The sequence below is a fragment of the Seleniivibrio woodruffii genome (assembly GCF_029267515.1).
Lineage (GTDB): Bacteria > Chrysiogenota > Deferribacteres > Deferribacterales > Geovibrionaceae > Seleniivibrio > Seleniivibrio woodruffii_A.
The window spans coordinates 1-13,696 of sequence record NZ_JAJUIS010000011.1 but is presented as its reverse complement, the minus strand read 5'-3'; the positions used below and the strand labels follow the sequence as shown (position 1 = coordinate 13,696).

12 protein-coding genes and 1 other RNA gene are annotated in these 13,696 nt (G+C 48.6%); 9 read left to right on the top strand and 4 right to left on the bottom strand.

Features of this window, described 5'->3' with window-relative positions; all coding sequences use genetic code 11:
* Positions 1-96: 96 nt before the first annotated feature.
* The 6 genes from gabT (at position 97) to Q7P67_RS11025 (ending at position 6,216) form a co-directional block, all read left to right on the top strand.
* A complete protein-coding gene (gene gabT / locus Q7P67_RS11050; RefSeq protein WP_303852110.1) occupies positions 97-1,443 on the top strand; it encodes a 4-aminobutyrate--2-oxoglutarate transaminase in 1,347 nt (448 codons plus the stop codon).
* 169 nt (positions 1,444-1,612) lie between these two features.
* A complete protein-coding gene (locus Q7P67_RS11045; RefSeq protein ID WP_369696026.1) occupies positions 1,613-2,809 on the top strand; it encodes an ABC transporter substrate-binding protein in 1,197 nt (398 codons plus the stop codon).
* 68 nt (positions 2,810-2,877) lie between these two features.
* Positions 2,878-3,762, top strand: coding sequence for a branched-chain amino acid ABC transporter permease (locus tag Q7P67_RS11040; RefSeq protein ID WP_303852107.1), 885 nt, complete (start codon positions 2,878-2,880; stop codon positions 3,760-3,762).
* Positions 3,763-3,774: 12 nt separating this feature from the next.
* Positions 3,775-4,788: a branched-chain amino acid ABC transporter permease gene (locus tag Q7P67_RS11035; protein WP_303852105.1), complete on the top strand. Its 1,014-nt coding sequence runs from the start codon at positions 3,775-3,777 to the stop codon at positions 4,786-4,788.
* 2 nt (positions 4,789-4,790) lie between these two features.
* Positions 4,791-5,522, top strand: a complete 732-nt coding sequence (locus Q7P67_RS11030) for an ABC transporter ATP-binding protein (RefSeq protein WP_303852103.1) — start codon at positions 4,791-4,793, stop codon at positions 5,520-5,522.
* A complete protein-coding gene (locus Q7P67_RS11025) occupies positions 5,503-6,216 on the top strand; it encodes an ABC transporter ATP-binding protein (protein WP_303852101.1) in 714 nt (237 codons plus the stop codon). Before Q7P67_RS11030 ends, Q7P67_RS11025 begins: the two co-directional genes overlap by 20 nt.
* A gap of 45 nt (positions 6,217-6,261) precedes the next feature.
* Here Q7P67_RS11025 and Q7P67_RS11020 read toward each other — a convergent pair whose 3' ends face one another.
* The 3 genes from Q7P67_RS11020 to Q7P67_RS11010 all read right to left on the bottom strand — a co-directional run bounded on the left by Q7P67_RS11020 (position 6,262) and on the right by Q7P67_RS11010 (position 9,670).
* Positions 6,262-7,476, bottom strand: coding sequence for a type II toxin-antitoxin system HipA family toxin (locus Q7P67_RS11020; RefSeq protein ID WP_303852099.1), 1,215 nt, complete (start codon positions 7,474-7,476; stop codon positions 6,262-6,264).
* Positions 7,476-7,688: a type II toxin-antitoxin system Y4mF family antitoxin gene (locus tag Q7P67_RS11015; protein WP_303852098.1), complete on the bottom strand. Its 213-nt coding sequence runs from the start codon at positions 7,686-7,688 to the stop codon at positions 7,476-7,478. The genes Q7P67_RS11020 and Q7P67_RS11015 overlap by 1 nt, the downstream gene beginning before the upstream one ends.
* 167 nt (positions 7,689-7,855) lie before the next feature.
* Entirely contained in the window at positions 7,856-9,670 is a 1,815-nt protein-coding gene (locus Q7P67_RS11010; protein WP_303852096.1) for a choice-of-anchor I family protein, read from the bottom strand.
* Between the two features lie 221 nt (positions 9,671-9,891).
* On the opposite strand from Q7P67_RS11010, the gene Q7P67_RS11005 reads away from it, so the two are divergent.
* From Q7P67_RS11005 to Q7P67_RS10995, 3 genes are all read left to right on the top strand, one after another.
* Positions 9,892-10,629, top strand: coding sequence for a LytTR family DNA-binding domain-containing protein (locus tag Q7P67_RS11005; RefSeq protein WP_303852094.1), 738 nt, complete (start codon positions 9,892-9,894; stop codon positions 10,627-10,629).
* Positions 10,626-11,912 (top strand): sensor histidine kinase, encoded by a 1,287-nt coding sequence (locus tag Q7P67_RS11000; RefSeq protein WP_303852092.1) that lies wholly within the window; start codon positions 10,626-10,628, stop codon positions 11,910-11,912. The genes Q7P67_RS11005 and Q7P67_RS11000 overlap by 4 nt, the downstream gene beginning before the upstream one ends.
* A 118-nt stretch (positions 11,913-12,030) precedes the next feature.
* Positions 12,031-13,353 (top strand): metallophosphoesterase, encoded by a 1,323-nt coding sequence (locus tag Q7P67_RS10995; RefSeq protein WP_303852090.1) that lies wholly within the window; start codon positions 12,031-12,033, stop codon positions 13,351-13,353.
* A gap of 105 nt (positions 13,354-13,458) precedes the next feature.
* On the opposite strand, the gene ssrA is transcribed toward Q7P67_RS10995, so the two are convergent.
* Positions 13,459-13,696, bottom strand: a transfer-messenger RNA (tmRNA) gene (ssrA, locus tag Q7P67_RS10990); the annotation flags it as partial.

Genomic DNA, 13,696 nt, shown 5'->3' with positions numbered 1-13,696 from the left:
GTGATTTGAATAAAGCACTTTTTTATCAGATGGTTATCTTGTGGCACGGTCGTTGCTTTAATCGATTTAAATAACATCAACTCTTTGGAGGATAAAATGCTGAAAGGCGATGAACTGGCGCAGATATCTGCACCGCAAAGCGAAAAAACGAAAGAACTGCTCCGCAAGAAAGAGGCTTACGTTGCGGCGGGCATAAGCGCATCCGTACCGATTTTCATCAAACAGGCTAAGGGCGCTGTTATCGAGGACATTGACGGCAACCGCTATATAGATTTCTATGCCGGAATAGGCGTAACCACCGCCGGACATTGCCCCGAACCCGTTGTTGCGGCTGTCAGGGAGCAGGCGGAAAACCTCATCCACTCCTGTTTCATGGTCTCCATGTACGATTCCTACGTTGAGCTTTCCAAAAAACTCACAGAGATTGCCCCCGGAACATTCGAAAAGAAGGCGATGCTTGTTAACAGCGGCGCGGAAGCCGTTGAAAACGCAGTTAAGATCGCCAGAGCATACACAGGCAGACAGGGCATAATCTGTTTCGAGTCCGCTTTCCACGGGCGCACACTGCTCACAATGTCTCTCACCAGCAAGGTGAAACCCTATAAACACGGCTTCGGTCCCTATGCGCCGGAAGTTTACAAGGTTCCATTCCCCAACCTCTACAGAGGTCAGCTCCACGTCGGCAAAGAGAATGCGGTGAAAGCATACCTTGACTACTTCGAAAGGTTCTTCGCGGCGGAGGTTGACCCTTCGCACATCGCTGCAATCATCATCGAACCCGTTCAGGGCGAAGGCGGATTTAACGTCACACCCAAAGAATATATGAAAGGGCTTCGCGAAATATGTGACAAACACGGCATCCTGCTTATTGCGGACGAGGTTCAGACGGGCTTCTGCCGCACCGGGAAGATGTTCGCTATGGATCATTATGACGTTTCTCCCGACCTTGTCACCATGGCTAAGTCAATCGCATCCGGTATGCCCCTTTCGGCAGTGGTGGGACGCAGAGACGTTATGGATTCCGTCGGCGCGGGGCGCATCGGCGGCACATACGGCGGCAACCCCGTTGCGTGCAAAGCGGCGCTGGCGACCATCAAGTATATGGAAGATGAAAAACTCGCCGACAAATCCGCAGACCTCGGCGAAAGGATAGTGGAGCGCGTTAAGGCACTTCAGGCTGAGTTCCCCGTGATAGGCGACGTTCGCAACCTCGGCAGCATGATAGGCATTGAGTTCATCAAAGATACAACCACTAAGGAACCTGACAAATACAGTGTTACGTCAATAATAGCGGAGTGCCAGAAAGAGGGGCTTCTGCTTATAGGCGCCGGAATATTCGGCAACGTTATCCGTATGCTTCCCCCTGTGGTGCTGACCGACGCACAGTTTGAGCAGGCTATGAGCATATTCGAAAAAGCAGTGCGCAAGGTACTGAGTAAGTAACAATTTTATGAGATTGTGTCGTCGCTGCGGCTCCTCGCGAAGGCAAATTAACGTCTCTGCGAGGGCTTCAGTCCGAAGCAGTCTCATTACCGCTTTATGGCGGTGAAAATAAAAAGGAGGGTACACTATGAATCTGAAGAAATTCATCGTTCCTGCCATCGTACTGGCAATGGGAACAGCATCTTTTTCTGCTTACGCTGCAGAAAAAGTGGTTAAGATCGGTAACATACTCCCCCTGTCCGGACCTTCGGCATCCGTCGGTATTCAGGGCAAACAGGCGAGAGAAATGGCTGTTGACGAGATCAACAAAGCCGGCGGTATCAAGGCACTCGGCGGTGCTAAACTGAAACTTCTCTTTGCCGACAGCAAAGGCGACCCCACAACAGGCGTTACTGAGACTGAACGCTTCATCAGCACCGAAAAGGTAGCCATGCTTACAGGAGCATGGAACTCATCAGTAACCTACCCTGCGACTCAGGTTGCAGAGCGCTACGGCGTTCCCTTCGTTGTTGAGGTTTCCGTTCGTGACACCATAACAGAAAGGGGCTTCAAAAACGTATTCCGTATCGCCGCAAAAGACTCATGGTGGACACGCGACCAGTTCCGCTTCCTTTCAGATATGCAGAAAGAATTTAAAACCCCCATTAAAAAAGTTGCTTTCGTTTACGAAAACGGCGACTGGGGAACAGGTTTCGCTGAAAAATGGCGTGGGCTGGCGAAAGCCGCAGGATATCAGGTTGTTCTTGACGAACCCTATCCCAGCACAGCAAGCGACCTTACACCAGTTGTTCTGAAACTGAAACGCTCCAACCCCGACGTTGTCTTCATGACTTCAAACGCGGCTGACGCGATTCTCCTTACAAAAACAATGACAGACCTCAAGGTAAACGTTAAAGCCATCGTAACATCCGGCGGCGGACACGCAGACCCTTCATATCTGGCTGCTGTGGGTAAAAGTGCTGAATATCTGTTCGACATAGTCGAGTGGGAGACAGACCTCAACAGACCCGGTCTGAAAGAGACAAACGAGAAGTTCAAAAAACTCTACGGATATAACCTCACAGGTGAAGCTGTTGACGCATACGCTTCCATGTACCTTGTCAAAGATGTTCTGGAAAGAGCAAAATCAACCGACCCCAACGCTCTGCGCAAGGCTCTTGCATCTACGAAACTTTGCGGCGGAAAAACAGGTCTTCTGGCATACAACTGTATCCAGTTTGACCAGACAGGACAGAACAAGAACGCAAGCCTTGTTATAGTTCAGGTTAGAAGCGGCAAAGACGGCAAGATGGAAAGAATCACCGTATGGCCCAAAAACGTAAGAAGGGCAGGATACAAAGTAGTATTCCCCCAACCGAATAAATAAGAACCATTCATAGAACGGGTTGGGGGAGTTTTAACCCCCTGACCCGTGTTTTTACGGGAGTTATTATTATGATCGGCTATATAGAATCCGTCATCAACGGCATACTCATGGGTTCGATTTACGGACTCACTGCGGTGGGGCTTACCCTGATATTCGGGGTGATGAAGGTGGTAAACTTTGCTCACGGCTCAATCCTCATGGTGGGGATGTTCGCTGCATACTGGTTTATTACGCTGACAGGGCTTAACCCCTATCTGGCGCTTGTGGTTGTTGTCCCTCTGCTTTATTTCTTCGGTTATTACATGCAGAAGATCGTCATTAAACCTATTTTTGAGGCTGAAAAGCATGTCAGAGAGCCTATCACTGTCATCATAGTCACAACGGGTATCTGGTATGTTCTGGACAACCTTGCCCTGCTTGTCTTCGGTGCGGAGTTCCGTGTTGCCCAGACATCTGTAACAGGAAAGATGATTGATATCGCGGAGATGTATTTTCCGGTGGCAAAACTGATAGGAGCGGGGATAACTTTTCTGCTCGGTGTATACCTTTACTGGTTCCTTAAACATTCGCGTATGGGAAAGGCTGTCCGCGCGACCAGTCTGGACAGGGAGGCGGCAACCCTTATGGGCATCAAACAGAGCCGCATCTACAACATAGTGTTCGGCATGGGCTGCGCCTGCTGCGGCGTTGCTGCGTGCGTCCTTGTCCCGTTCTATTACGTTTACCCCACGGTGGGCGTTCCTTTCGATATAAAGGCGTTCGTGATAGTTGTTCTCGGCGGTCTGGGGAGTATCCCCGGCGCGATACTGGGCGGTATCATCATCGGCATCATAGAGACGGTGGGCGCACAGTTTATGGCGGCGACATGGACGGAAATGCTTATATATGCGTTCTTCCTTGTGGTTCTGTTTGTTAAACCTTCCGGTCTCTTCGGTTTGAGACAGGATTATTAAGGGGGCGCACGGATGAAATTTTTAAGCAACGTACCTACAACTCACAAAGTGTTCGCAGGGCTTGTGCTGGCTGTGCTGTATGCGCTGCCTCTGTTCATTAAAAGCCCCGTTATGCTGCAGATATTCATACTGATATTCTTCTATGCGTATCTGACCTCTTCATGGAACTTTGTTGGCGGCTTCGCCGGGGTTCTTCCGCTGGGTCATTCCGCATTTGTGGGACTTGGCGCTTATACTTCAACACTCCTTTATCTGACATACAACATAAGCCCCTGGGTAGGCATGATTGCGGGCGGCATAGTTGCCGTTGCGTTCGGTCTGCTGATAGGTATCCCGACGCTGAAACTGCGCGGCGCATATTTTGCACTTGCAACCATTGCGTTTGCGGAGGGTCTTCGTGTGCTTGTGGAGAACATTGAAAAGCTCGGTCCTTTCGAGGTTCGCGGTCCCAAAGGTCTGCTTATCAGTCTTGTGGGCAACTCGTTCAAAGATTTTCAGTTTCTCAGCAAAGTTCCTTATTACTACATCATTCTCACCATGCTTGTACTGGTGCTGATACTGACCTTTTTCATGATGCGCTCAAAAGTGGGCTACTACCTTGCTGCCGGCGGCGAAGAGCCGGAAGCTGCTGAGGCACTTGGTATCAAGGTTTCAAAATATAAGCTCATCGCAATGGCGATAAGCTGCTTTCTCACAGCTCTGGGCGGCACTTTCTATGCCCAGCTCGTTCTGTATTTCTACCCGAAATCCATCATGGGGCTTGATATGTCCTATGAAATCGCTTTCATCGCCCTCATCGGCGGCAGAAGCACAATCTTAGGTCCCGTTCTCGGCGCGTTCCTTCTGCGTCCGGTTGGCGAGCTTACGAGGATATACCTCGGCGATACGCTCCCCGGTCTGCACCTCATCATCTTCGGTCTGGTGCTCATTATCGTTATGCGCTATCAGCCGCGCGGGCTTGTTGAGCCTGTGTCGAAATGGCTTACCGCTATTTTCGACCGCATTGAGAACAGGAGGAGGGCGTAATCATGGCACTTTTGGAAGTTAAAGGCGTAACGAAACAGTTCGGCGGTCTCACGGCTGTCAACAATGTGGATATGGAAGTGCAGGAGGGGCAGATTGTCGGCATCATAGGACCCAACGGTGCAGGCAAAACGACCCTTTTCAGCTGCATAGCCGGTTCACACGTCCCCACCAAAGGGAGCATAAAATTCAACGGAACAGAGATTGCGGGCAAAAGACCCTATGACATATGCAAACTGGGCGTGACCAGAACCTTTCAGGTGGTCAAGCCCTTCGCAAACAAAACCGTGCTCTATAACACAACCGTCGGCGCTTTCGCAAAGACCAACAGACTGGACGTAGCGGAAGAGAAGGCGATGGAGGTTCTTAAACTCATCGACCTTTACGACAAAAAGGACGTTCCCGCAAAGAACCTCACTCTGCCGGAACGCAAAAGGCTGGAGCTTGCCAGAGCGCTGGCAACAGAGCCTAAGCTGCTGCTGCTGGATGAGGTTATGGCGGGTCTTCGTCCCTCCGAAGTGGCGGAGATGCTGCCTGTTATCCGCAAGATAAACTCCGTAGGGGTCTCAATTGTAATCGTCGAGCACATTATGCAGGCGATAATGAACCTGTCGGAGAAAGTGTACGTTATCAATTTCGGTAAGAAGATAGCCGAAGGAGACCCCCATAAGGTGGTCGCCGAGGAAGAGGTTATCAAAGCCTATCTGGGGGATGAATATGTCGCTAATAGCCATTGAAAATCTTTGCGCCGGATACGGTGAGATAGGCGTTCTGTTCGACGTCTCCATGCGTGTGGAGGCGGGCGAGGTTGTGAGCATCATCGGTGCGAACGGTGCGGGCAAATCCAGCCTGCTCAAAGCGCTTTCCGGTCTCATAAGCCCGTCGTCCGGCAAAATAACCTTTAACGGCGAGGATATTACAAAACTTCCCGCCGACGAGATAGTTGGAAAGGGGCTTGTCCATGTGCCGGAAGGAAGGAGGCTGTTCAGTCTTATGACCGTTTTCGAGAACCTTGAGATGGGAGCTTTCAGCAAGCGCGCACAGAAGGATTTCAAAAAGAATCTGGAGGATGTGCATAACCTGTTTCCAAGACTGAAAGAACGCGAAAAACAGCTCGCCGGAACGCTTTCCGGCGGCGAGCAGCAGATGGTCGCCATCGGAAGGGGCATAATGTCCAGCCCTAAGGTGATGATGTTCGACGAACCTTCGCTGGGACTTGCTCCGGTGCTTAAAAAAGATATCTTCGCGGCGGTGAAGCGTATCGCAGTGGAATACGGAACTACAATTGTCCTTGTGGAACAGGATGTTATGAACTCTCTTGCCATAAGCGACAGAGCATATGTTATGGAGCAGGGACAGATAGTTATCGAAGGAACAGCACAGGATCTTCTGAAAGATCCTCATATAAAAGAAGCCTACCTGGGAATGTAACGCTTCAGAATAGCGGGGGACTTCCGTATCCCCCGCTCTTATTTATTAAAGAATTGTCGTAAGCCATTTTTTACGACTGTCATATATCTTCCGGATACGGTTTTTAATGTCGCTGTCCGCTATTTTGCCAAAGTCTGTCTTTTCGGTTATATCTCTGAACGTTGTCTGTATCAGTCTGAAGTTAACGCCTAAATCTTTTGCAAACTTTCTCCAATGCTCCTTTGTGACCTTTTCAGGAACGAATTCTCCGCCGACGGACATTGCCTGTTCCTTTGACAGGTTTTCATATATGCCTGTGCAGACAAGATCATAAAACGGCGCAAGGTGCGGCCTTCCGTTCATGCCCTGCGGATATATCAGAGAAATATTTTTTGCGTGTGCGTCTGCGTTGCCTGTCAGGAAATTGAAAATGAACCATCTGATTAGCAGCAGCTTATCCTCTGCCGGGCGGGACGAAACTGCTGTTACCAGTTCAACACAGCGGGCAAAATCCGGTCCGCCCTCTGATTCATATTTCAGCGCGTATGAATAACCCAGTGCCTGACAAAAATCTTCCTGATGCAGCCGGAATATCCTGTCGTCATTTTCATAGCGGTCATACCTCTCAATGAAAAGTGCGGACGTTTTACCTATCTTGCGCACCTCCGTTTTGCATACGGGCAGTCCGCAAGCCTTTGCAAGCTGCGCGCACAAAGCCTCGTTAACGGGCAGCCCTTCGAAATCCGGCGAAAATGCTTTGACTATGTGGGTACCTGGAGAGGTTCCCAGAGGAAGAAACACTCTGTTCCCGTCCATCTTCACGGACGTTTTTGCCTGCGCGCCCGCCAGTGACAGCCTGTAACCTTTATGTTTGACTGCCGGGGACGAATGATACAGATTTTCAACAAGCTCTTCAAACTCCATTTCATCAAGCTGTTCATAAGATGAGCCTATTTCAGAAAGGTTATCGTCTTCCGTGATTACAATTGCCCCTGCACACTCGCCTCCGTATTTTTTCAGAAGTCCGTAAACGTTTGCGGAGGACAGTCTGCCTGCTCTGGCGATTATCTCCCTTTGACGGGCTTCGGGGAGCAGGTTTTCAAAAAAAACGTGAGCCTCGCTGTATTCATAGAGTTTTTTACCGGACGGCATGGACAGAGAAATGCCTTTGAATGAATACTCATCGTCATATTCGAAGATGATTTCATGCCCCGTGGAGGCAAGATTTCCGGCTTTCACATATCTGCCTTCTATTTCGATGAAAACATTAAGCGATTCCATTATTCATCACCGATATAAACGTTTAAGCCGGCGTATTTCAGAAGAATGAGGACTTTTCCTATTTCTGCGGTCTCTTTGCCCCGCTCAATTTCAGAAACTATCCTGTTGCCGACCCCTGCGGCATCGGCAAAATCTTTCTGGTTAAGCCCCTGCTCTTTGCGTTTTTGTTTTATCAGTTGTCCAAGTTGTACTGTGTCCGTAATTTTTATCATATTGGTTACCTTACAGTAACTATATCTCATGGAAATGAATATGCAAGATAAATAGTTACCGTAAGGTAATTAAAATGAGATATTTGGTTGATTTAGGGCATTATATTACCGTACGGGAAAATAATATAAGGGGGGCAGGGGCTGAAAGCCCCTGCCGGAATGAACGTTTATTGTGAAAGAGCTGTTGAGAGTATCGAATAAAATGTGGTGGTTCCGCTTATCTCGTTGCCGACGATGAGCATGGGAGTTCCCGTGGCGCTGTTTGCCGCTGAAACGAATGCGAAACCTTCGGGACCCAGATCCCCCGCCTCTTCAAAGTTGCTCGCATCGAAGTTTACTGATACGTTGCGGTTGTTTATATACTGAACGTATTTGGGAGCATAGGGGTTGGAAACGTCATATACCATGATGCCGCCCATGCGTTCAAGACCTATGAAAGCATAGGTGTGACCGTTTATAACGCCTATGGCAAGAGCCTCTGGCTCAGGTCCTTTGTTGTCGCTGCGGTCGTCGCCTGCGTTTGCGGCGTTGTCGTTGTTAAAGTCAGCACCGTAAATATTGGCGGTAATACGCTCAAAATCGCTGCCGGAATCGTACACCAGCATACCTGTTTCTGCATCCCAGATAGAGAACGAGCGCCCGCCGTATACATAGAGTTTTTCAAAATTTGTGCCGCCGTTCATCTTTTGTGTGGTGAAGTAGGAGAATTTCAGGCGATACAGTCCGCTATCGCTGCCGAAGCCGCCGTGAACAGCTGTGCCTGTGCTATCTGTTATAAACGGATCCCCGTCGGCATTGACAAGGGTCACGTTGTCGCTGTCATAGTAGTCTTTTGCAGAAAACTCATCGATACATTCTGTATCGTCTGTGGAGAAGAAGTATCCAGCCGCTTCACACGTCGCCTGATCTGTGATGCCCGCAAGCCAGTCCGCGCGTGAGTCCCCTTCGTTTGCTGTCACCAGATATGTTTTACCGTTAAAAGTATAGATGCTTATTGTGTCAGGCATATAAATTCCCATTACCGGCCAGTTCTTAATGTTCACGCCATCCTTCTGGCTGGCATCAAGCTCATTGCCGGGAATTGAGTGATCTTTAAATCCGAGACCGAATATTTTGTCAACCGTGTTGGTGCTCAGGTTTATCACCGCTATCGCGTTGTTTTCCTGAAGAGTGACATACGCTTTGGTACTGTCCGAACTCACGGCAATGTATTCAGGCTCAAGGCTTTCTGCAACTGTGGCGTTGAAACCGTCGATTACCATTTTATCGACAGGCAGTTCGGAGTTGCGCGTGCCGCCTGTGTTAAAGTCTGTAAAGCCGACGTTTATAACACTGTAATCGGATACTTTTATCACGCTGACGCTGCCTTCGGGATCGTTCACATACCCCTCGTCAGGTTCGCCTTCGTTGGCGACGACAACCTTGCTGCCGTCAGGTGTGAATGTGAGCATGTCGGGGAGCGCGCCTACCTGAACAGCTCTCAGCAGGGTATTGTTCACCGTGTTGTAAAACATCACCCAGCCGTTGTTGGTTTTCGGTTCGGCTTCCACAGCCACAGCCATGATATTTCCGTTGACAGCCACACTGTTTGCCGCGCCGACAACGGAGGTGCTTGCAGCAGCTCCGGCGGTCACTAAGTCGTTGGCAACAGAAATACTTGTGATTAAAGTAACATTCGAAAGAGTGGCGCTGTTCAGAACATCCACGCGTCCTGAATTTGCATTTACGACGTATGTCCTGTTGTTCAATTTGTCATATGCCACAATTTCAGCGGCGCTTGCATCAAATACGCCGGATGAATAGCGCCCTGTCTGGCTCAGACCGATAACCTGACCCGCTCCGTTTGTGCCATCTGTTCCGTTTGTACCGTCCGTTCCGTTGCTGCCGTCCGTTCCGTTTAAACCGTCGGAACCGTCGCTTCCACATGCTACTATGCCGGAAGCTATCAATAACACTGCCAATACTCTGATTAAGTATTTCATTCTGAACCCTCCGTATTTTCTTATTAAGTAGTTGCATACTGATTTAAAGTTTTGGTGTGGTTTATATTGAATTTTTATAAATGAATGTTATTGATTTAAACTAATTAAGATAATTATCTTAACCATTTTGACAGAGAGTTTAATTATTGCTATTCTAAATCATGTATTGCAATGTTATAAATGCGATAGCTTGATTCAGGTTTTAAAGACGGAGTGAGCTGATGATTCGTATTGCAATCTGCGATGATATGCCGGACGATTTGCGAGGACTTGTCAGTATGACGGAACAATACCTGTCTATGAACGGGATTGACGCGGAAGTGGCTGGATTTTCACATCCTGATGAGTTGCTGACGGCAATTGAGGCGGAGAGCTTTCATCTTTACATTCTGGACATCGTAATGCCGATGGTCAGCGGTCTGGAAATAGGAAAAGATATCCGCCGGCTCGACCGCGAGGCGCAGATAATATATGCCACTACCGAACCTCAGTTCGCGTTGCAGGCTTATGCGGCAAATCCGGTGAACTATCTCATTAAACCTGTAGTCAGACAACAGCTTTTCGATACGCTTACCCTTGCCGTTTCCAAAGCGGATATTGCCGATGAACAGACTATCTCTGTCAAGACCGCCGACAGCCTGCGGGTCATCAAACTTTCTAATATAGCCTGCTGCGAATACCGCAGTCACTCTGTGATATTCAGTCTCATAGACGGCGAAGAGGTTCTCAGCCGTACTTTCAGAGAAAATTTTTCGGAATACTGCGCACTTATCCTGCAAAACAGACACTTTTTGCAGTGTCATAACTCATTCATAGTAAACATGCGCAGGGTGGAGCGTTTCAACAGGGACAGCTTCACACTTTGCGGAGGTAAATTTGTCTCCATTGCGGCAAAACGATACCCCGCAGTGAGGGATACATACATGGATTACCTTATGGCAAAAGGGAAAAACGTATGATAAAGCACTTTCCGGATCTGCTGAGGGCGGTTGTCACCGATGTTATGCTCATTTTACTGCTTTCCACCATGGCTATGCCGAAATATAAGAGCAGAGCTATATATATCATTGTAACGGCTGCTGTTCTTATCGGCAACGTCAGTATGAACTATTACTTTTACCGTTCAGAGGATTACACCGGAGTATTTTATGTTGATCTCACGATGCTGCTGGTTATCGGGATTGTCATGAAGCCTCTTTTCACCGATAAGATCATGCAGTGGTGTTTCAGCTATATCACGATGCTTAATCTGCACGCCTCAATCGTGTTCCTGAGCTATACGTTAAGCCGGTTTTTGCCTTATCCAAAATACGGACACACATTTTTGCGGCTGGTGATGTTTTCGATTGTTATTTTTGTGTTCCGTAAATGGGTTTCTGAACTTTACCGGAAAGTGCTGGATTACTGGCACATCTACATTTTACCTATCGTTTTGCTTTTTGCGTGTTTTATCGGATATTTTTTCGGCGGCGATATCAGAGAAACGCTTATTAACAATTACATTCAGTTGTTTCTGCTCATCCTCCTCGGTTTATCGGTGTACGTCACTATTATACACTCGCTAAAAACGATTACGAAGCAGTATGAAATGCGCGAGGAGAATCAGTCCATACAGGCGGAGCGTGAATTTCTCCAGCTTGCTGCGGACGGTATGTCTGAAAGGCTTAAACTGATGGAAGAGGTGTCGGCTCAGAACATCCGCACGGCACACGACCGCCGCCATTTCAACAACGTGCTTCTGGGACTTCTGGGACAGGGGCAGACGGAAGAGGCATCCGCTCTTTTGCAGAATCAGAATCAGGCTGCGCCGAAAACCAGCAGGGTATATTGCGAGAACCCCGCTGTGAACGCTGCCGTCAGCCACTATGCAGGAATTGCGGAGCAGGCGGGCATAAGAGTTGAAATTACGCTGGAAATCTCTGCTGGTCTGACCGTGGATTCTCTTGAGCTTTCCATGGTGGTTTCAAACCTGATGGAGAACGCCATCCATTCCTGTGAAAAACTGCCGTACAATATTCCCCAGTATATCCGTTTCACCTGTATGAGCGCCGGACGGCTGCTGCTTGAGATGGAAAACCCGTGTCCTGCCGACACCGCACTGGACGAGAACGGGCATCCTGTCGCCAGCGGCGAAGGGCACGGAATCGGCAGCAAGGGCGTGATAGCCTTCGCGAAGAAATACGACGGGGAACTGCTGTATAAAGTAGAAAACGGTGTTTTCCGTGTGCGCCTTCTGGTCTGAAAAAGCCGCACTGATTTTTTGAGTGTAAAAACGGGTCTTTTAAGTGCAAATGCACATTTTCTCCTCTTTTCGGGATATTCTCAGAACCAATGTTAATGCTTGGTTTTGGAGGTCCTATATGAAATTTTCCAGAAGACGTTTTATTAAAACACTCGGCGCGGGCGCAGGAATGTGCTTTGTTGCGATGAATACTTCCGGTTGCTCTTCCGATCTGTTCGATTCCGGTTCCGGCGAGGAACCTTTGTGGGAAGCAGGAGAAACAAGAAACAAGATCGTCGTTATAAGCGATACCCACCTCGGTATCGACGACAGATATACTGAAACCTTTGAAAACCGTCCCTATCTTATCAAGTTTCTGCAGCGACTGCAAATCACTTCGGACGTGCGCGAACTGGTGATTGCGGGGGACTTTCTGGATGAATGGTTTCTGCCCGTTTACTACCCTTCATATACGGATCAGGTTCAGTTCTATAAAGATGTGATAGCAAATAATAAGGGTGTGTTCAGAGAGTTGAACAACGTTATAGACAGCGGTATAAAGCTGGTCTATGTACCGGGCAACCACGACCTTACCCTTGAGGCTGAAACTCTGCAGAAAGCAATCCCCAAGCTCGTTCAGGCAAGGGATGTCAGAGGACTCGGCGCTTACTATACAGGCGACAGAAACGAGATAGTGATTGAGCACGGACACCGCTACGATGTGTTCTCCGCACCGGATACCATTACCAACGCGGAACTCTGCGGCAACGATGACACAATCCTGCCTGCGGGATATTTTTACGCCCGTTACGCGGCAACATGGGTTCTTGAAGGAAAACCCACCGTGGCAAAAGATCTTCCCGAAGTATCAGTGGTTCCCGACCAGTCCGACACAGATCAGTACGGCGCTTATCTGTATTATAGGGTACTCAGCAGTGTATCCGCAAAGATGACGCCTTATGAAAGCCTTGACCAGAAGATATTCGATATGCGTATTAACGGCTTTAACGATGTTTACACATATCTGGACTTCTACCCGGCACAGGAGGGCGATGGCACCATTACGGCGCCCGTTCTGTACAAACACATTCAGCGTTCATGGGCACAGCGCCAGACTTTGAATAAGGTAAAAGTTCCCATCGATTTCATAGAGGCGGTTCCGGGTGCCGTTAACTATGAGGCGTATTATACGCGCGCTAAGGCGAATTATCTTGAAAATCCGGATGAGAACGTTGACGTAGTAGTTTTCGGGCATACACACGTTCCTGCACACAGAGATACCGCAGGCGGTAAGTGCTATGTGAACTCAGGAACATGGATAGACGAAAACAATGAATACGATGAAGCAGAGCGCACCTTTGCCGTTATAACCACCGGCGATGAGAATACAGCAGCAGTCTACAGCTATACCGATGACGGTACTGTTGTTGATATAACTGCCAAAGTCGGCATTGACGAGTGATGATGCCTGCGGCTGAACAGCCGCGGTACTGAATAATTTGTGATTTCGTTCTATCCCACCTGATAGAATTGATATAAAAAATGCACCCGAAAGGGTGCGTTTTTTATATGGAGGCGGTGGGAATCGAACCCACGTCCGAAGAACTTTCAACCAAAGGCGCTACATGCTTGTCGTGCTGGGGCAAGCCAATTCGCCTAAACACCAATAGTTTGCAGGTGTCTGGCGACACCCGCATTCCCAGATGAAAATTGGGCTTTTAGGGCTAATTTGAGCAGTATTGCGACAATTTTGCGACAATAATTCGGGGTGGATTATGGTGCGCAAAAAGCCTGTAGGATTAAGG

Bases quoted from the DNA above. Each gene is read 5' to 3' on its own strand.
- Q7P67_RS11030 (WP_303852103.1), top strand. From the start codon at position 4,791: ATGGCACTTTTGGAAGTTAAAGGCGTAACGAAACAGTTCGGCGGTCTC.
- gabT (WP_303852110.1), top strand. From the start codon at position 97: ATGCTGAAAGGCGATGAACTGGCGCAGATATCTGCACCGCAAAGCGAA.
- Q7P67_RS11035 (WP_303852105.1), top strand. From the start codon at position 3,775: ATGAAATTTTTAAGCAACGTACCTACAACTCACAAAGTGTTCGCAGGG.
- Q7P67_RS10995 (WP_303852090.1), top strand. From the start codon at position 12,031: ATGAAATTTTCCAGAAGACGTTTTATTAAAACACTCGGCGCGGGCGCA.
- Q7P67_RS11040 (WP_303852107.1), top strand. From the start codon at position 2,878: ATGATCGGCTATATAGAATCCGTCATCAACGGCATACTCATGGGTTCG.
- Q7P67_RS11045 (WP_369696026.1), top strand. From the start codon at position 1,613: ATGGGAACAGCATCTTTTTCTGCTTACGCTGCAGAAAAAGTGGTTAAG.
- Q7P67_RS11015 (WP_303852098.1), bottom strand. From the start codon at position 7,688: ATGATAAAAATTACGGACACAGTACAACTTGGACAACTGATAAAACAA.
- Q7P67_RS11000 (WP_303852092.1), top strand. From the start codon at position 10,626: ATGATAAAGCACTTTCCGGATCTGCTGAGGGCGGTTGTCACCGATGTT.
- Q7P67_RS11010 (WP_303852096.1), bottom strand. From the start codon at position 9,670: ATGAAATACTTAATCAGAGTATTGGCAGTGTTATTGATAGCTTCCGGC.
- Q7P67_RS11025 (WP_303852101.1), top strand. From the start codon at position 5,503: ATGTCGCTAATAGCCATTGAAAATCTTTGCGCCGGATACGGTGAGATA.
- Q7P67_RS11020 (WP_303852099.1), bottom strand. From the start codon at position 7,476: ATGGAATCGCTTAATGTTTTCATCGAAATAGAAGGCAGATATGTGAAA.
- Q7P67_RS11005 (WP_303852094.1), top strand. From the start codon at position 9,892: ATGATTCGTATTGCAATCTGCGATGATATGCCGGACGATTTGCGAGGA.